Source organism: Brevibacterium sp. AGC70, from assembly GCF_057334195.1.
Genome location: NZ_JBHFIH010000009.1, coordinates 398,094 through 415,866, shown reverse-complemented (window position 1 = coordinate 415,866; position 17,773 = coordinate 398,094). Strand labels below are relative to the sequence as shown.

Annotated in this window: 14 protein-coding genes; 11 read left to right on the top strand and 3 right to left on the bottom strand. The window is 62.9% G+C overall.

The window, feature by feature from the left end; translation table 11 throughout:
- The first annotated feature begins 117 nt into the window (after window positions 1-117).
- Window positions 118-1,377: a YibE/F family protein gene (locus ACE03M_RS07370; RefSeq protein WP_143921855.1), complete on the top strand. Its 1,260-nt coding sequence runs from the start codon at window positions 118-120 to the stop codon at window positions 1,375-1,377.
- 207 nt (window positions 1,378-1,584) lie between these two features.
- Here ACE03M_RS07370 and ACE03M_RS07365 read toward each other — a convergent pair whose 3' ends face one another.
- Together ACE03M_RS07365 and ACE03M_RS07360 are read right to left on the bottom strand one after the other, a co-directional pair.
- Window positions 1,585-2,976, bottom strand: a complete 1,392-nt coding sequence (locus ACE03M_RS07365; RefSeq protein ID WP_143921854.1) for an aspartate aminotransferase family protein — start codon at window positions 2,974-2,976, stop codon at window positions 1,585-1,587.
- Window positions 2,973-3,458, bottom strand: a complete 486-nt coding sequence (locus ACE03M_RS07360) for an Lrp/AsnC family transcriptional regulator (protein WP_096167274.1) — start codon at window positions 3,456-3,458, stop codon at window positions 2,973-2,975. Before ACE03M_RS07360 ends, ACE03M_RS07365 begins: the two co-directional genes overlap by 4 nt.
- Window positions 3,459-3,650: 192 nt before the next feature.
- Here ACE03M_RS07360 and ACE03M_RS07355 point away from each other — a divergent pair, with 192 nt between their 5' ends.
- A complete protein-coding gene (locus ACE03M_RS07355; protein ID WP_186293010.1) occupies window positions 3,651-4,979 on the top strand; it encodes a M24 family metallopeptidase in 1,329 nt (442 codons plus the stop codon).
- 34 nt (window positions 4,980-5,013) lie between these two features.
- Here the strand turns inward: ACE03M_RS07355 and ACE03M_RS07350 are convergent, their stop codons facing one another.
- The gene (locus ACE03M_RS07350) at window positions 5,014-6,402 is read right to left on the bottom strand and encodes an L-lactate permease (RefSeq protein WP_143921853.1); all 1,389 of its coding nucleotides are present in this window, start codon (window positions 6,400-6,402) and stop codon (window positions 5,014-5,016) included.
- Window positions 6,403-6,480: 78 nt separating this feature from the next.
- Here ACE03M_RS07350 and ACE03M_RS07345 point away from each other — a divergent pair, with 78 nt between their 5' ends.
- The 9 genes from ACE03M_RS07345 to ACE03M_RS07305 all read left to right on the top strand — a co-directional run bounded on the left by ACE03M_RS07345 (window position 6,481) and on the right by ACE03M_RS07305 (window position 17,653).
- The gene (locus tag ACE03M_RS07345; protein ID WP_143921852.1) at window positions 6,481-7,029 is read left to right on the top strand and encodes a helix-turn-helix domain-containing protein; all 549 of its coding nucleotides are present in this window, start codon (window positions 6,481-6,483) and stop codon (window positions 7,027-7,029) included.
- Between the two features lie 171 nt (window positions 7,030-7,200).
- Window positions 7,201-8,853: an ATP-binding cassette domain-containing protein gene (locus ACE03M_RS07340; protein ID WP_143921851.1), complete on the top strand. Its 1,653-nt coding sequence runs from the start codon at window positions 7,201-7,203 to the stop codon at window positions 8,851-8,853.
- 57 nt (window positions 8,854-8,910) lie between these two features.
- The gene (gene dusB, locus ACE03M_RS07335; RefSeq protein ID WP_143921850.1) at window positions 8,911-10,101 is read left to right on the top strand and encodes a tRNA dihydrouridine synthase DusB; all 1,191 of its coding nucleotides are present in this window, start codon (window positions 8,911-8,913) and stop codon (window positions 10,099-10,101) included.
- 2 nt (window positions 10,102-10,103) lie between these two features.
- Window positions 10,104-11,411: a deoxyguanosinetriphosphate triphosphohydrolase gene (locus ACE03M_RS07330; RefSeq protein ID WP_143921849.1), complete on the top strand. Its 1,308-nt coding sequence runs from the start codon at window positions 10,104-10,106 to the stop codon at window positions 11,409-11,411.
- A gap of 3 nt (window positions 11,412-11,414) precedes the next feature.
- On the top strand, window positions 11,415-13,631 hold the full coding sequence (gene dnaG / locus ACE03M_RS07325; RefSeq protein ID WP_485933313.1) for a DNA primase: 2,217 nt from the start codon (window positions 11,415-11,417) through the stop codon (window positions 13,629-13,631).
- Between the two features lie 90 nt (window positions 13,632-13,721).
- Window positions 13,722-14,366, top strand: coding sequence for a TetR/AcrR family transcriptional regulator (locus tag ACE03M_RS07320; RefSeq protein ID WP_143921847.1), 645 nt, complete (start codon window positions 13,722-13,724; stop codon window positions 14,364-14,366).
- Window positions 14,367-14,377: 11 nt separating this feature from the next.
- Window positions 14,378-16,144 carry an MDR family MFS transporter gene (locus tag ACE03M_RS07315; protein WP_485933312.1) on the top strand — a complete coding sequence of 589 codons (1,767 nt, stop codon included), beginning with the start codon at window positions 14,378-14,380 and terminating at the stop codon, window positions 16,142-16,144.
- Complete coding sequence (locus tag ACE03M_RS07310; RefSeq protein WP_485933311.1) at window positions 16,086-17,051, top strand: D-2-hydroxyacid dehydrogenase; 966 nt, start codon at window positions 16,086-16,088, stop codon at window positions 17,049-17,051. Before ACE03M_RS07315 ends, ACE03M_RS07310 begins: the two co-directional genes overlap by 59 nt.
- On the top strand, window positions 17,048-17,653 hold the full coding sequence (locus ACE03M_RS07305; protein ID WP_143921845.1) for a hypothetical protein: 606 nt from the start codon (window positions 17,048-17,050) through the stop codon (window positions 17,651-17,653). The genes ACE03M_RS07310 and ACE03M_RS07305 overlap by 4 nt, the downstream gene beginning before the upstream one ends.
- Window positions 17,654-17,773: the final 120 nt, after the last annotated feature.

Genomic DNA, 17,773 nt, shown 5'->3' with positions numbered 1-17,773 from the left:
GGGCCCCGTTCGGTTGCGCTGCCGTGGGCTCCATCATTGACGGCACCATCATTGACATCGCCATTCAATTCGCGCACCGCGAACAAGTCACAACGAGCATCGACACGAAGGTCCGCCATGCATATGACGCTCCAAGGGAAGCCCACAGCCTCGCCGAGGGTCCGCCTGATCATGATCGTGTGTCTCCTTCCGCTTGTCCTCATCACGATCGGGGGCCTGGTCCTTCTGTGGCCGCAGGGACCGGAGCAGGACCTGCCCGGCGGCGGACCGATGACGAACACCGCGCCGGGAGTCTCCCACGCTGAAGCCAGAGTCACCGCCGTGGACGCGTCGAACTGCGAGACCAGTGAGCCCGATCCGATGCTCGAAGCCGACTGCATGGAGTTCACGGCCGAAGTGGATGGGCAGGAGGGGAGCCTCTACGTGACTCCCGACGCCATCGTGTCCGGGGTCGGTGTCGGAGATTCGCTCAAGGTCCTCGACTTCACGAAGTCGACTGACCGCGCAGAGACCGAGACTGACTATGTGTTCATCGACTACGACCGAGATGTCCCGATCCTTGCCTTGGCGATCATGTACGGAGTCGTCGTTCTCGCCGTCGCAGGCTTTCGAGGCCTGCGTGCATTGACAGGCCTCGCCTTCGCCGGTGTCGTGTTGATTGTGTTCATGCTCCCGGCGATCCTCGACTCCAAGCCGCCGATCCTCGTGGCAATGGTCGCGGCGAGTGCGATCATGGTCATCGCCCTGTACCTTGCCCATGGCGTGTCGACGCGCACGACCACGGCACTTTTCGGGACCGTCGCCGGCATCGTCATCACGGGGCTGCTCGGGGCCTGGATGACGTCCTGGGCCAATCTCGGCATCGCCTACTCCGAAGAGGGATTCCTCCTCACCGGCACCACGGACGTGTCGTTGGCTGACCTGATCGTCTGCGCGATCCTCGTGACCGGACTCGGTGTTCTCAACGACGTCACCATCACCCAGGCGTCGGCAGTCTGGGAGCTGGCCACAGTGGCACCAGATCTCAAGTCCGGGCAGCTCTTCGCCCGAGCGATGCGCATCGGCCGCGACCACATCGCCTCGACGGTGTACACGATCACGTTCGCCTATGTGGGGTCCGCGCTGACCACACTCCTCATCGTCTCCGCCCACGACCAGTCGTTCTTCGAGACCCTGACACTGGGGGAGATGGCACTTGAGGTCGTGAGCATCCTCGTGTGTTCGATCGGCTTGGTCATCGCCATCCCGCTGACGACTGCTTTAGGGGTGCTCGTCGTACGATCGGGCCTGCGACCGCCGCCACGCGTTGCACCGTCGCAGAGCAGCAGCCCACCTTCGCAGAAGCAGAACTCCGCGACTGACCCAGCTCTGGACTGACCAGCCCTGGGCCGAGTCACCAGCTCTGGAGGGACACTCGGCGACCTTGGGCCGGCTCTGGCAGCGGTGGGAGGGCGGCGGCCGAAGCACTCCGGCCCATCTGCGTGTGGAAGCATGACATGCAGTGTGGCTGCCCGCTATGAAACTGCCCCGACTCCTCAAAGAGGAATCGGGGCAGTTTCCATGCGAGCGAGCTTCAGGCTGCGATCAGAGCTTCGTCCAGGCTTCCGAGAGGACGCCGCGGATGATCTGCTCCATCTCGTCGAACTCCTTCTGACCCACGGTCAGGGGAGGCGAGAGCTGGATGACTGGGTCCCCACGGTCATCGGCGCGGCAGTACAGGCCGTTTTCATACATCTTCGCGGACACGAAGTTCTTGAGGATGCGCTCCGACTCCTCCTCGGTGAAGGACTCCTTGGTGTCGCGATCCTTGACGAGTTCGATGCCGTAGAAGAAGCCCTCACCGCGAACGTCACCGACGATCGGCAGGTCCTTGAGCTTTTCGAGCGTGAACTTGAACGCGGCAGCGTTCTCGTGGACGTGGTCGTTGAGCTTCTCCTTCTCGAACACGTCGAAGTTTGCCATCGCGGCGGCACAGGCGACGGGATGACCGCCGAAGGTGTAGCCGTGGTAGAAGGTCTCCTCGCCACCGGGGCCGAAGGGCTCGAACAGGCGATCCGAGGCGACCATCGCACCCAGCGGAGCATACCCTGAGGTGATGCCCTTGGCGCTGGTGATGATGTCGGGGACGTAGCCGAAGTCGTTGCAGGCGAACATGTCGCCGATGCGACCGTAGGCGCAGATGGTCTCATCGGAGACCATGAGCACGTCGTACTCGTCGCAGATCTCACGCACCCGATCGAAGTATCCGGGTGGCGGTGGGAAGCAGCCGCCGGAGTTCTGCACCGGCTCGAGGAATACGGCCGCAACCGAATCGGCGCCTTCGAACTCGATGGCTTCGGCGATGCGGTCGGCTGCCCAGCGGCCGAAGGCCTTCTCATCGTGGGCGTAAGGCTGCGGCGAACGGTAGAAGTTCGTGTTGGGCACCTTGATCGCACCAGGTACCAGGGGCGCGAACTGTTCACGCAGATCCGGCAGAGAGGTCACGGACAGGGCGCCGTGCGGCGTGCCGTGGTAGGCGGTGGCGCGCGAAATGATCTTGTGCTTGCCCGGCTTGCCGGTGATCTTGAAGTAGTTCTTCGCCAGCTTCATCGCGGACTCGACCGAATCACCGCCGCCGGAGGTCAGGAAGACGCGGTTGAGGTCGCCGGGAGCGTAGCTGGCCAGGCGCTCTGAGACCTCGATGGCCTGCGGATGGGCGAAGGACCACAGCGGCATGAACGGCAGCTTCAGCGCCTGATCGTACATCGCCTTCGCGATCTCCTCGCGACCGTGGCCAACCTGGACTGTGAACAGTCCAGCCAGGCCGTCAAGGTACTTATTGCCCTTGTCGTCGAAGATGTGGTGGCCCTCGCCACGGGTGATGATCGGTGCTTCACCACCGTTGAACAGTGACTGGTGCGGAGCCATGTGCATCCACACGTTGTTGCGGATGGCATCCTGATAGCCGGTGCCAGCTCTGGTGACATTCTCTGTCATCGCGTCCCCCAATTGTATTTTTGCTTTTCGAGTGAGAGGTACATGAAGAGCTCCGTGTCCACGACTGCGTCGATCGAGCGGAGCTCTTGGTTGACGAATTCGATCAGGTGGCGATCCGATTCGCAGACGATCTCGACCAGGATGTCGAACGACCCTGCGGTGACGACGAGATAGTCGATCTCGTCGTATCCGTGAAGTCTGTCGGCGACCTTGGAGATATCGCCCCGAACCTTGACTCCCACCATGGCCTGTCGGGCGAAGCCCAGACTCAAGGGATCGGTCACGGCGACGATTTCCATCACGCCGGAATCGATGAGCCTGGAGACCCGCTGACGGACTGCGGCTTCGGACAGCCCGACAGACTTGCCGATGGCCGAATATGACTTGCGTCCATCGTGCTGCAGCTCGACGATGATCGCTTTCGATTTCTCGTCGAGATTGCCCAGGCGGTGACTGCTTCCGCTCGGCATCAAGTGGGCCATTCCTCACCTCCGTGATTTGGGTCTCAGCACAATCTATCATCAATTCAGTCGGAATGCGCATCCTGGCGTGCGAATTCCGTCGAATCCGAAAAAGATTGATTCTGGATTCGTCATGAATGTGCGTTTCTACGCGCGACAACACGCGTGTCGCAGTGATTGACACGGTGTGATGCGGCTCACCACACTGTAATCATGAATGAGGGTGAGCTGTTCTACGCCGGAGAAGACAACCGGCCGGATGTGCAGGGAATGCGGCCCGGTGCCCGGCAGGGCCGGGCAGGACAAGAAGTCAGAGCTCGCCCACAGCCGCGGCCAGGCGAGGTCGACACGATCGGCGCGAACAATCTGTGGTTCTCCCCGGATGAGTACTTGGGGCGCATCGCCTCGGTGCGCAATCGGATGGTCGATCAGGGACTGTCTGCGCTCATCGTCACTGATCCGGCGAACGTCTACTATCTGACCGGCTACAACGCCTGGTCCTTCTATACCCCGCAGCTGCTGTTCGTCCCGGCCGCGGGACCGCTCACACTGTTTCTGAGGGACATGGACGCCAGGGGAGCTGCGCACACCTCGTGGCTGCCGCCCGAGGATATCGTCGGATATCCCGAACGCTATGTGCAGAGACCCCACATCCACCCGTTCGACTGGGTGGCCTTCGCCCTCCGGCAGCGTTGGGAGGTCGCACGGGCGTCCTCATCGCCGGTCGGCGTCGAGATGGACTCGCACTTCTTCTCGCCGCGAGCTTTCCGATCGCTGGTCAACGGCGTGCCTGAGTGGAGGCTCGTCGACTCCTTCGAGCTGGTCAACTGGATCAGGGCGATCAAGTCTCCGTCCGAGGTGGCGCTGATGCGCAATGCCGCCGAGGTGACCACGGAGTCGATGAACGCGGCACTGGGGACCATCGGGGTCGGTATCGCGCAGAACGAGGTGGCGGCGGAGATCGCGGCTGCGCAGGCTCGCGGACGCGGCAGCTCCTGGGGTGACTATCCGGCCATCGTTCCGCTGCTGCCCACGGGGGAGAGCGCCGATACTCCGCACCTGAGCTGGACGGACCGCAAGTTCATCGACGATGAGTCTGTGAGCATTGAGCTTGCCGGCGTCCACCGCCGATACCACGTGCCCTTGGCTCGGACTGCCGTGGTAGGAAAGCCGAAGCAGGAGCTCATTCGTCTCGAAGGTGTCGTCGCCGAGGCGCTGTCCGCTGTACTCGAGGTCGCCGCACCTGAGGTGGCCACCGCTGAGCTCGCCCGGACCTGGAATCGGGTGCTGGCGCTGGCGGGCCTGGAGAAGCCGAGCCGTCTGGGGTACTCAATCGGAATCGGCTATCCGCCCGATTGGGGCGAGCGCACGATCTCGATCAGGACCGAGGACGATCAGTTCCTCGAGGCGGGAATGACCTTCCACCTCATCTGCGGAATGTGGATGAACGGGTACGGCTATGAGCTGTCCGAGTCCATTCTCATCACCGATACCGGGTGTGACACATTCACCGCATTCCCGCGTGAGCTGATCCGGGTCTGACAACCACCTCGGCGGCGGCAGATCGTTCTGGATCTCAGGCCATGAACTGGATCCAGAGACCGAGCGCCACCGCGTTGACTCCGGCTACAGCCAGGGCCCGACCCTGAACCCAGGCGATGTCATTCGCCGAGGCGGGCGCCGAAGGTTCAGCCATCTGGACCGACATCGCCACACGTGGAGGGGCAGCCAGTGCTGCGAGCGAGGCGGCGGCGTTGCCTGCTGCCACCACGGGCAGGGATGGAACGTGGGACGATGTCGCAACCGCGTCGATGGTGCCGGTGAACATCGAATTTGCGCCGGTGTTCGAGCCGGTGACTACGGCTCCGATCGCCGTCAGCCAAGGTGTGAAGAGGACGAGTCCGGCGGGCACAAGCGTCCCGATGGCTGCGCTCATACCGGTTGTCGTCATGATCCATCCCATGAGCATGAACGCGGCAGTTCCGGCGCCGATGGGCAGCCAGGAGCGGACAGCGGACACCGTGACACTGCTGCGAGAGGTGACTCTGAGTGCGGCGATCACACAGGCGGCGGCCAGCCAGAACGGGGGAGAGGCAACGATCTGAGTCAGCAGCGAAGGGAACGCCGACTGCAGCGTGCGTGCGATGAGCAGGCCCACGGTGAGAGTGGTGTAAGGCAGGACCGCCAGGCCCAATCTGTGAGTGAAGCCGGTTCTGCGGCGGCGGATGATGAAGAGGGCGCCCATCGCAGCGATGACGAGGAGTGAGCCGATGATGCCGGCCGGGGCCATGCCGACCAGGATGTTCGCGGCGAGGATGCCTGCCCACAGGAGGGCTGCAGCGGCGCCGATTCCGAGGCAGGAGGTCAGTCCGGGTCGCATGACGAGGATCACCGAAATGGCCACGATGATCACCGGTATCGCATTGATCCACGCTGTTGCCACACCGAGATCGTCTACGTTGACGCCGGTGAGTGCGGCAGCGACCGTGGTCCCGGGGCCGAGTGCGCCCCAGGGTACGGCGATGAGTCCCAGGAGTCCGAGGATCGCCGATTGACGCAGCGAACAGCCGAGCAGTCGGAGAACGGGGACTCCGATAGTCACCCCGATGCCGAAGCCGGTGACAGATTCGGCGAATGGGACGAGGCCGAAGACGACGAGGGCCACCCCGAGTGGTCGACTGGGTGCCGCCGATTCGACCCAGGCGGAGATTTCGCCCATCGAGCCTGACGCTTCAAGCAGACGAGCGAGGACCATGCCGAAGAGGAGGATGAGGGCGACTTCGAGAACGAGGGGGAAGTAGTCCGCCCCGGATTCGAGCAGAACCGATATAGGTGTCGGAAAGAAGAAGATGACTGCAAGACCGGCGGCGATGACCCCGGCTGCGGCGGAGATCCACGAACTGCGCTTGAGGATGAGCAGGGCGATGGCGAGCATAATGGGGGCAAGCGCCAGTAGTGGAGTCATATGAGAAGTTCCATCATGTGAATAAGTTTATATTGATGGAACTCACTCTACTATTCAAGAATAAACTATGATGTCACAATGGCGAACACAGAGGACCTCGGAGCCCGAGTATTCGGCGCGCGGATCAGAGCCCGCCGCAAGTACAACGACCTGACGCTCAACGAACTCGCACTCCGTGCTGGAATCTCCCGGGCGGCACTGTCGAAGATCGAACGCGGCGAACAGGACACGTCGGTCTCGAACGCCATGGGCCTCTCCCGGGCACTCGGCGTCGATGTGGGAGAGCTCCTTGCCCCACCGGAGGTGGTCATCGCCCCGAGCAGCTCCATCCCTGCCCACAGCGGATACGGCAGGGGCACCCTGCGGCGAGATCTTCCCGCGCCGCAGCAGAATATGGAGGTCGTCCACTACAAACTCGATCCGCACTGCGAAACCGCGTCGTTCGCGGCCCACCGCAGCGGCTCACGTGAGTCCTTCTTCGTCCTCGCCGGCACGATCGAAATCGTCACCATCGATCGCCGGACGACTCTGCGAGCGGGAGACTGTGCGCAGGCGCCGGGCGATGTTCCCCATCAGCTGTCCAACCCGGGTGACGAGCCGGCGGAACTCATGCTCATCATCGTCTGAGACGGCAGAAGGGTCTGAAGGCGCCCTTGACGAAACGAACCGACCTCGGGCATCCTGGTGCTGATCCATTCCCGGCGAAAGACAGTCACTTCGTGAAGTAGTTCCTCATTTCCGCATCACGCGGGTGCAACGGACCCGCATCGCACTTCTGTGCACGAAATGAGGACACACATGACTGCTGCCGTATCCATCTCCGATCTCGGCTACCGCCTCGGCGACGACACCGAGATCTTCACATCGCTGAGCGCCACGATCCCTGCTGCCACCGTTGGCCTGGTCGGCGACAATGGGGTCGGCAAATCCACTCTCGCCAGGACCATCGCCGGTCTGCTCAGGCCCACTGCCGGGAACATCACCGGTGCCGAGGGGGCCGTCTACATCGATCAGCTGCTGCCGCACACCGAGGACAGCGTCGCCTCGGCGCTGGGAATCGCCCCCGTCAGGACTGCACTGACGAAGGCCCTGGCCGGGCAGGCCCAACCCGATGACTTCGACGTCATCGGTGATGACTGGGACATCGAAGAGCGGGCGCTGAGTGCTCTGGCCGATCTCGGTCTCAGGCTCGACGCCGCTGCCCTGGACCGCCGGCTGTCCACCTTCTCGGGAGGTCAGGCCATGCGCATCGGTTTGGCCAGAGCCGCGCTGGCTGGCGACCGGTGGCTGATCCTCGACGAACCCAGCAACAACCTCGACGGGGCAGGGCGTCGACGCCTGGCCGCTCTGCTCAAGGACAGGATCGGACCGACCCTGGTGATCTCGCACGACCGCGCACTTCTGTCGACGGTCTCGGCGATCGTCGAGATGACCGACCAACTGCGGGTGTACGGAGGAGACTTCGACGACTACGAGGCCATGGTCGCGGCCGAGGAGGAGGCGAAGCTCGCCGACGTCGTCGATGCCAAGAAGGCCCTGGCGATCGAGAAGCGCCAGCGCATCGAACTCGAGACGAAACTGGCCCGATCCGACCGAAAGGCGGCCAAGGACAAGGAGAACAAACGTCGACCGAAGATCGTCATGAACGGTTTGACGGACTTCGCCCAGAAGAGCGCAGCGAAGCGTCGAGGAGACAAAGCCGCCGACGAGGAGCAGGCCCGCTCCTCTGTTCGCTCTGCCAAGGACGCCCTGCGCAGGGACTCGAGCATTCGCCTGGATCTGCCGGAGACCTCGATCCATTCCGGTAAGCGAGTACTCGACATCTCCAGGGGAGTGCTGGACCAGCCGCGCACGGTGGTCGGACCCGAGCGCATCAGGCTGACCGGCGCCAACGGCTCCGGGAAGTCGACGTTGCTGACCGCAATCGCCGGCAGACACGACACAGGTGCGCCGATACACGAGCTGTTTCCGAACATGTCGATCACAGTTTCGGTCCCGATCGGCATCCTCGACCAGCAGTACAGGCTGCCGCCGACACTGACCGTCATGGAGGCGGTGAGGGAGAACAACCCCAGTCTCGGCCCGCACCGCGTCCACGAGGTATTGGCTGCGATGGGGCTGCGAGCGGGCCGGACCGATCAGCTCTGCTCGACCCTGTCGGGAGGGGAGCGGTTCCGTGTCGCACTGGCGACGAGTCTGCTCCAGGACCCCGCTCCGCAGCTGCTCGTACTCGACGAGCCGGGCAACAACCTGGATCTGTCATCGCTGACCGCACTCGTGACCGCCCTGGACGGATTCGGCGGATCCATGATCGTGGTCACCCACGATGATCGTCTCGCCGAGGAGCTGCATCTCGACGTCGAATGGGACATCCGGGAATTTCTGGCCCAGGAACAGGTTGAAGCGGACAGGGCTGAGAAAGAGACGGAGGGGCCATATGCACGATCGTGAGTCGGCGGCATCTGCTTGTGCAGGTGTTCCATCATTTGACGGCACGGGGATAATGGCATGGTGAGTGTCATCAGCCCTGCCCCAGAATCCGCATCCCCAGCCACCGTCGAGCCTCTGCGCATCGGCCCCATCGAGCTGTCCTCGCCGGTGGTGCTGGCACCGATGGCGGGAATCACCAACACCGCCTTCCGTCGCCTGTGCCGCGAGTACGGAGCCGGTCTCTATGTGACTGAGATGGTGACGTCAAGGGCGCTTGTCGAACGCAGTCCCAAGAGCATGCGGATCATCCAGCATGAGCCGTATGAGACCCCGCGCTCGGTGCAGCTCTACGGCGTCGACCCGGAGACGATCGGGCAGGCCGTGCGGATGCTCGTGGACGAAGACCGCGCCGACCACATCGATCTCAACTTCGGCTGTCCCGTGCCCAAAGTCACCAGGAAGGGCGGGGGCTCGGCCCTGCCCTGGAAGAAGGACCTGTTCAAGGCCATCGTCACCACGGCCGTGACCGAGGCGGACCGCGGCGGCATCCCTCTGACAGTGAAGATGCGCAAAGGCATCGACAAAGACCATCAGACCTTCCTCGACGCCGGCGAGACGGCCCGCAATGCGGGAGTGGCAGCGATTGCCCTCCACGGTCGATCCGCGGCGGACCTGTACTCCGGCCAGGCCGACTGGGACGCCATCGCCCGACTCAAGGACCACCTCGGCGACACCGTTCCGGTTCTGGGCAACGGTGACATCTTCGCGGCAGAGGATGCACTTGAGATGATGCGCCGCACGGGATGCGACGGAGTCGTCATCGGCCGAGGATGCCAGGGTCGGCCCTGGCTGTTCGGTGACCTCGCCAATGCACTCAACGGCAGCGATGAGCGCTTCCGACCCGGCCTCGCCGAGGTTGCACGCGCCGTCTACAAGCACGGTGAATACCTCGCCGAATACTACGAGGACGAATTCTACGGAGTCCGTGACCTGCGTAAACACATCGCCTGGTACTTCAAGGGCTATCCGGTCGGGGGAGACCTGCGTCGTCAGCTGGCGATGGTCTCTTCGCTCGAAGAGCTCGAGGGGCTGTTGGCCCAACTCGATCAGAACGCACCGTATCCTGGTACGGATGCGGAAGGCTCCCGGGGGCGGACCACCCGCCCGAAGAAGCCGCATCTGCCCGAAGGGTGGCTCGACTCCCGCGTCTTCGATGTCAGCGGGAAGTCTCTGCTCTCCGAGGCGGAACTCGACATCTCGGGAGGATGACAATGCCATTCGAATCTCACCCACGCACATCGGTGCGCTCGGGGACCGTGGCGACCTACACGCCATGGGACGAGGAACGATGGGTGAGCGAACCGGCGAAGAATCCACGCCGCTCGGCGTTTCAGCGCGACCGGGCACGGGTTCTGCACTCCGCGGGTCTGCGCCGACTCGGCGCCAAGACTCAGGTCGTCGAACCAGGCACTGACGATTTCGTCCGTACTCGGCTCACGCATTCCCTCGAGGTCGCCCAGGTCGGACGCGAACTCGCCCGCTACCTCGGCTGCGACCCCGATATCGTCGACACCGCCTGCCTCAGCCATGACCTCGGCCACCCACCGTTCGGTCACCACGGTGAGACCATTCTCGACGCACTGTGCATCGACATCGGCGGATTCGAGGGCAATGCGCAGACCTTGCGTCTGGTCACCCGGATCGAACCGAAGGTGATTGCCGATGACGGTCGCCCGGCCGGGCTCAATCTGACACGCGCGAGCCTCGACGCGCTGACCAAATACCCGTGGTCGCGGAGCGAGGCATCCGTCGGTCGGCGTGACTCCGGTGTCAGGAAGTTCGGCGTCTACGACGACGACAGAGGAGTCTTCGACTTCTACCGCGACGGGATCGAGAACGGAAAACGATGCATCGAAGCTCAGGTGATGGACCTCGCCGATGACATCTCCTACTCCGTCCACGACGTCGAAGACGCGATCGCCGGCGGCCATCTGCACCTGGGAGACTTCGCTGCCGCGAACCGCCGCGGAGAGCTCTTCGACATCACCCGGAAGTGGTATCTGCCGACCACGAGCGATGAGGAGATGGACAAGGCTCTGTCGAGGCTGCAGGCCGCAGCATACTGGCCTTCGGAGACCTATGACGGATCCAGGCAGGCCCAAGCGGCACTCAAGCACATGACGAGTCAGCTCATCGGACGGTTCGTCGGTGCAGCGGAGGCCGCAACCCGTGAGGAGTACGGTTGGGAGCCCTTGTCTCGTTACGCAGCCGCCCTCGTGGTCCCCGAACCTACGGCTGTCGAGATCGCCGTTCTCAAGGGAATGGCGACGCTGACGGTGATGGTCGCCGAGGATCGTCTGCGTCTCCATGACATCCAGTCCGCCGTCATCACCGAGCTGTCCCAGTGGTACTCCGAGTCGCCGACCAACCTCGAGCCGATGTTCAGGGCCGATTACTTCGAGGCCGCCGACGATGCGGCCAGGCTGCGTGTCGTCGTCGATCAGATCGCATCTCTGACCGATCATTCCGCCTGGGCCCTGTACCACCAGCTCAAAGCAGGGGCGGAGGATCGTCTCTAGACCATGGCCGGACTGATCAGACGCGAGGACATCGACGAGCTTCGAAGTCGAACCCGCATCGACGAGGTGGTGGGCGAGTTCGTCACGCTCAAGACCGCTGGAATCGGCTCGCTCAAGGGCCTCTGCCCCTTCCATGATGAGAAGACCCCGTCGTTCACCGTTCGTCCTCAGGTCGGGATGTACCACTGCTTCGGCTGTGGTGAGTCAGGCGACGTCTTCGCTTTCCTGCAGAAGATCGAGCAGCTCAGCTTCGTCGAAACCGTCGAATCTCTGGCCAGCAAGATCGGGATGCATCTGCGTTATGAAGACGGCAAGGGGCCCGATCGTGAGCAGGCCAGCCGGCGCCAGCGGCTGCTGGAGATGCACGAGGTCGCGCAGCGCTTCTTCACCCAGTCGTTGGAAGGCGAGCAGGGGCAGATCGGTCGGGAGTTCCTCGAGGGCCGTGGCTTCCCCAGCAGCTCGAGCCGGGAATTCGGTCTCGGCTTCGCACCCAAGTCCTGGGATTCGCTGACCAGCCAGCTCAAGCGAGCCGGTTTCAGCGAGGAGGAGATTCTCGCCGGAGGCTTGGCCAGTGAGGGTGGCCGCGGCATCTACGACCGTTTCCGGGGCAGGGTCGTCTGGCCCATCAAGGACATGACCTCGCGGACCATCGGTTTCGGGGCCAGGCGCCTGTTCGACGACGACCAGGGTCCGAAGTATCTGAATACTCCGGAAACAGCCCTTTATCACAAGAATCAGGTGCTCTACGGTCTGGATCTGGCCAAGAAGTACATCGCGAAGACTAAGCGCGTGGTCATCGTCGAGGGCTATACAGATGTCATGGCCGCACACCTGGCTGGAGTCACGCAGGCGGTGGCCACATGTGGAACGGCTTTCGGGCCCGAGCATGTGAAGATCGTGAGGCGACTGCTCGGCGACGACCCGACGGGACAGGTGATCTTCACCTTCGACGGAGACGCAGCCGGACAGAAAGCTGCACTGCGGGCCTTCGAGTTCGAGAGTGAGTTCACCGCCCAGACCTTCGTCGCAGTCGAACCAGACGGGCTCGACCCCTGTGACCTGCGGATGGCGAAGGGCGACGGTGCGCTGCGCGAACTCATCGACGGGCGCAAACCGCTCTTCGAATTCGTCATCACCACCGCGATCTCTCGCTACGACCTCGACTCGGTCGAGGGCAGGATCGCTGCAGTCAAGGCCAGTGCCGAGGTTCTGACCGACATTCGTGATCGCAACAGCCTCAGCCACTACTATCGCTTTGTCGCCGGCCGCATCGGCGTCGACATCGACGAGGTGGAATCCGCGGTCAGGGATGCCCGAAAGAGGCCGAAGAAATCGCAGCCTCACCCGTCTCGTCAGACTCAGGGCGGATCACCGCAGGCCCTGCAGGAGACTCCGCCCGGACCGGCTCAGGCACCGCCCGGACCGGCTCAGGCACCGCCCGGACTGGCTCAGGGACCGCCCGGAGCTCAGCGGGTTCCCTCCGGCGCGCAGCAGACGCAGATGAACGGATCGCAGGGTCAGTCTGTCGCGTGGAAGCAGAACCAATCGGCACCGGAGCAGGCCCGGCCAGGGCAGCAGGCGCCCGGAGCGCAGGCGCCAGGACCGGCGCTCGGAGCGCAGGCGCAAGGGCAACCAGCACCCGGCTCCGCAGGGGGAGTCGCCGGCAAGGACGACACCGCCATCGAATACGTCTACGATGAGCGCCCAGACGTGTCGAACCTGTCGGCCCCGATCAGCCCCGCTCGCCTGAAGACGGAGAAGGGAGCCCTGATGGTGGCGCTGCAGCATCCCGAGTTCGTCAATGCCAAGCTCTTCGACTCCCTGTCTGCCCGAGCCTTCGAGCACCCGGGCTATCGCCGGATTCAGTCCGCGATCAAGGCTGCCGGAGGACTGAAGTCAGCCGGAGGTGTGAACTCAGTCGGATCCGCCGACGCCACGCGCTGGGCGGAAGCCGTCCTCGCAGCCAGCGACGAGGACCTCAGGCCCTATGTCATGCAGCTGCTCGTGTCTCCCTTACCGGTGGCAGACGGTGTCAGCGCGGAGGGATTCGCCAGAGGCATCGTGGCCCGCCTCTTCGACTACGACCTCGAGCGGATCGCCAAGGAGCTGCACTCACGGCTGCAGCGCCAGGACACAACGGACACCGATGCGCAGACGACGCTTCTGGGGCAGCTGCAGGTTCTCGAGCAGCACAGGGCACGGTTGAAGACACTGATGTGAAGGTGGCGGTTCTCGCCTGAGAACGTGAAATAGTGCACAATTGCAATTTTGCAGTTGGTGTAAAGTTGCATGAGATGCAAAAATAGTCTCATGCGTGAATCCGAACCCGAATCCCTCCGCGCCAAGAAGGCGCGTCAGACTCGTCATGCGCTGCATGACGCGGCAATCACTCGGGTTCTCGATGAGGGGCTCGAATGCGCGACGGTGGCGAACATCGCCGCCGACGTCGGCGTATCCACAAGAACCTTCTTCAACTACTACGCGACGAAGGAAGACGCCATCGTCGGACTCGACGAGTCCAATATCGACGCCAAGTTGGTTGATGACTACGTCCACTCTGATTCAGGGGTGGAGGATCTAGCCGAGGACACTGCCCGTTTCGTCCGCGAAGTGCTGCTCATGGGTTCGATGGATCCCAGCCTGCCGGCCCGGCGCAGGAAACTGTTCGCCCGCTATCCGGAGTTGGTCAGCAAGCGCTTCGATCGGGCCGAGGCTCTTGAAGAGCTCGTGGCCGCACACGTGTTGGCGCGCCTGCGCTTCCTGGGGCAGGAGTTCTCCACCGAAGAATCGGCCTGGCGCAGCGCCAGGATGCTCACCCAACTGTGCCGGGTACCCCTGAATCACGCTGGCCAGACGCTCAAGCGCTCACCCGAGCGCATTGACGAGAAGTCCGGCACGCAACCACTCTTCGAAGAATCATTGGGACTCTTCCTCAAGGTTCTGGACCGACTATGACAAAGGCTGAAATGAGAAGTAATCAAGGACTGAGGATCGGCGAGATGCCCAAGACCCCGGAAGACCGCAGCGAACCCGAGCAGATGAAGACATCTGCGATCATCCTGCTCTTCGTGGGACTGATGATCGCCATGTTCATGTTCTCGCTCAATCAGACGGTGCTGGCGACCGCCCTGCCGACGATCGTCGGTGAACTCGACGGTGTTGACCAGATGCTGTGGGTGTCCACAGCGTTCATGCTCGCCTCGACGATCATGATGCCCATCTACGGCAAGGTCGGCGACCTGTTCGGCCGCAAACCGCTCTTCATGTTCGCGATCTGCTGCTTCCTGCTCGGCTCGGTCTTCGCACTCATCGCAAACGACATGTCGATGCTCATCTTCGGTCGTGTGCTCCAGGGCATCGGCGGCGGCGGCATGATGATCCTGTCGCAGTCCATCATCGCCTCTGTGGTCCCAGCCCGTGAACGCGGCAAGTACATGGGCATCATGGGTTCGGCCTTCGCCGTGTCCTCAGTCGCCGGCCCACTCATCGGCGGTTGGCTGACGGAAGGTCCCGGCTGGCGCTGGGCCTTCGCCATCAACTTCCCACTGGGCATCATCGCTCTCTTCGCTGCCGCCTTCTTCCTCAAAGTGCCCAAACGCGCCCCCGGGCCACGTCCGAAGATCGACGTCATCGGCATGGCCCTGATCTCGATCGTCACTTCGTGCATCGTCCTCGTCTCCGCGTGGGGCGGACACGACTACGAATGGGGATCGTGGCAGATCAACGGCCTCATCATCGTCGGTGCCCTCGCGATCGTCGGATTCATCCTCGTCGAACTCAAGGTCAGCGAGCCGGTCATCCCGATGTACCTGTTCAAGAACCGCGACTTCCTGCTGTGCACCGTCGCAGGCCTATTCATCGGCGTCGGAATGTTCGGCGTCCTCTCCTACATGCCCACCTATCTGCAGATGGTTCACGGCATCGATGCCACAGTGGCCGGTCTGATGATGGTTCCTATGATGGGCACGATGCTCATCTCCTCGACCCTCATCGGCTTCGTCGTCTCCCGCACCGGCAAGTACAAGAAGTATCCTCTTATGGGCATCCTGATCATGGCCGCCTCTCTTGTGCTGCTGTCGCAGCTCAAGGCAGACAGTGCCGCTTGGGAGACAATGGTCTGCTTGGCTCTGCTGGGACTCGGACTGGGACTGAGCATGCAGACCCTCGTGCTCGTCGTCCAGAACGCATTCCCCGTTGCCATGGTCGGCACTGCCACAGCATCGAACAACTACTTCCGCCAGGTCGGAGCGACCTTGGGTATGGCCTTCATCGGTTCGGTCTTCACGCAGCGCCTCCTGGACAACATCAAGGACGGCATGGGCGAGCTGGCGAAGGCCAATCCCTCGCAGCCGGTGCCCAAGGTGTCCTCGACGGGGCTCACACCCCAGATCGTCGCCGACATGCCTGAGCCGCTGCACACTCTCATCATCACGTCGTACAACGACGCCTTGGTGCCGCTGTTCCTGTGGGTTGCCCCACTGGCAGTCCTCGGGTTCGTCTTCCTGTGCTTCCTGCCCAACACACCGCTGGCGCAGACCTTGAAGGCTGACCCTGCGAAACGCGAACTCGTGCGTGTCGGCGCAGACTCATCTGCCAGTCTGACCGACGGTTCCCAGAGTCACACCGACTCATCCGATAGTCTGGCTGAGAAGGCTAGGCTGAAGGAGTCGACTCATGACGGTACTGACCATACTCAACGCTCCCGGGACGGAGATTCCGGATCAGCTCACTGACCTCGGTCGGAAGGAGGACGTCGAGCTGCGGATCGTCGAGGCCCAGGAGTTGGGCTCCGCTCTCCCCGGCACCGATGTCCTCCTACTCTGGGACTTCTTCTCGAAGGCGCTGCGCAGCGAATTCGGACACGCTGACAGCCTGAAGTGGATCCACGCGGCCGCGGCGGGGGTGGACTCGCTCCTGTTCGACGAACTCTCGGCTTCGGAGGTCGTGGTCACGAATGCACGTGGCATCTTCGATCGTCCGATCGCGGAATTCGTGCTCAACTACATCCTGATCCATGCGAAGAACTCGCTGCGATCACTTCAGGATCAACGGGAGTCCGTCTGGAACCGTAGATCGACCAAGAATCTGGCCGGATCCCAGGCACTGATCGTCGGCACAGGTTCGATCGGCCGGGAGATCGCCAGGGTCCTCAGCGCCCTCGACGTCAATGTCACCGGCGCCGGCAGCCACGCACGGACCGGAGACGCTGACTTCGGGAGCGTCGTCGACTCATCTCAACTGAGTTCTCACCTGTCCGGCGTCGACTGGGTCATCAACATCGCGCCGCTGACGGAAAGAACGAAGAACCTCTTTGACGCTGAGGTGTTTGCCGCCATGGACTCAAGCGCCTACTTCGTCAATGTCGGTCGTGGTGAGGGTGTTGTCACCTCCGACCTCGTCAACGCGCTCGAATCAGGCCAGATCGCCGGTGCAGGGCTCGACGTCTTCGAGGAAGAGCCGCTGCCAGCCGAGCACCCCTTGTGGCAGGCCGACAACGTCATCGTCACCCCGCACATGAGTGGGGACACAGATGGATGGCGTACACGCCTGGCCGACCAGTTCGTCGACCTGTTCGAGAAGTACGCGGCAGGTGAGACGTTCCCGCATACGGTAGATAAGGCGGCGGGCTACGTACGATGACCGAGAAGTCAGACCATGCTGCTCAGCGGGCGTTCCTCGCTCAGGTTGTCAGCGAACTCATTGCGGTGCGCAGAGCACGACTGCTGAGCATGCTCGTGTTGGCCCTTGCCATGCTCGTGGCCGGTCTCGGCGCGGCGATGCAGGCGCAGGGGACCCGGGTGGACACGGTTCTGCTGTTCTCCGCATTCAGTCTCATCATGATCGGAATCGTCTGTGCGTTGGGTGCGATCATCGCGTGGACGAGGATCAATCGTGACGTCCTCGACTCAGTCGCCTCCGCCAGACCGGCCCGTGCCCGCGCACCCAGAAGCCGGAACGCGGGTATGGCTGTGGCGATCGGCTTTGCGGTGATCGGGCTTCTGTTCGGATGGATGCTGTTCTCGATGACACCGATCTTGGCAGTCGCGGTTGTCCTGGCATGTGCGATCCTGGCCTGTCTGGGACCTGTGTGGGCCAATGAACTCTCCAGCGCTGATGATCGCTTCGCCGTGATTCTCGACAGCGACGACGAGCTGGCCAATCGCTTCCGCACCTATACCCCGATTTGGCTTCACGACGCGTTCGAGAATGAGAAGGCAGACAGGGGCAGAGACCGACCCTGAACAGGTTCGCCGGTCACCGGTCGCTTACTGGCAGGGCATCTCGGCCGCAGTAGGAAGAAGAACAGCAGTAGGAAGAAGGGCACTCGAGGCGAGCCGACACTTTCAGACAGCGAAGCGCCC

Excerpts from the sequence above, each read along its gene's own strand:
- ACE03M_RS07370 (WP_143921855.1), top strand. The coding sequence starts at position 118 with ATGCATATGACGCTCCAAGGGAAGCCCACAGCCTCGCCGAGGGTCCGC.
- ACE03M_RS07365 (WP_143921854.1), bottom strand. The coding sequence starts at position 2,976 with ATGACAGAGAATGTCACCAGAGCTGGCACCGGCTATCAGGATGCCATC.
- ACE03M_RS07360 (WP_096167274.1), bottom strand. The coding sequence starts at position 3,458 with ATGGCCCACTTGATGCCGAGCGGAAGCAGTCACCGCCTGGGCAATCTC.
- ACE03M_RS07355 (WP_186293010.1), top strand. The coding sequence starts at position 3,651 with ATGAATGAGGGTGAGCTGTTCTACGCCGGAGAAGACAACCGGCCGGAT.
- ACE03M_RS07350 (WP_143921853.1), bottom strand. The coding sequence starts at position 6,402 with ATGACTCCACTACTGGCGCTTGCCCCCATTATGCTCGCCATCGCCCTG.
- ACE03M_RS07345 (WP_143921852.1), top strand. The coding sequence starts at position 6,481 with ATGGCGAACACAGAGGACCTCGGAGCCCGAGTATTCGGCGCGCGGATC.
- ACE03M_RS07340 (WP_143921851.1), top strand. The coding sequence starts at position 7,201 with ATGACTGCTGCCGTATCCATCTCCGATCTCGGCTACCGCCTCGGCGAC.
- dusB (WP_143921850.1), top strand. The coding sequence starts at position 8,911 with ATGGTGAGTGTCATCAGCCCTGCCCCAGAATCCGCATCCCCAGCCACC.
- ACE03M_RS07330 (WP_143921849.1), top strand. The coding sequence starts at position 10,104 with ATGCCATTCGAATCTCACCCACGCACATCGGTGCGCTCGGGGACCGTG.
- dnaG (WP_485933313.1), top strand. The coding sequence starts at position 11,415 with ATGGCCGGACTGATCAGACGCGAGGACATCGACGAGCTTCGAAGTCGA.
- ACE03M_RS07320 (WP_143921847.1), top strand. The coding sequence starts at position 13,722 with ATGCGTGAATCCGAACCCGAATCCCTCCGCGCCAAGAAGGCGCGTCAG.
- ACE03M_RS07315 (WP_485933312.1), top strand. The coding sequence starts at position 14,378 with ATGAGAAGTAATCAAGGACTGAGGATCGGCGAGATGCCCAAGACCCCG.
- ACE03M_RS07310 (WP_485933311.1), top strand. The coding sequence starts at position 16,086 with ATGACGGTACTGACCATACTCAACGCTCCCGGGACGGAGATTCCGGAT.
- ACE03M_RS07305 (WP_143921845.1), top strand. The coding sequence starts at position 17,048 with ATGACCGAGAAGTCAGACCATGCTGCTCAGCGGGCGTTCCTCGCTCAG.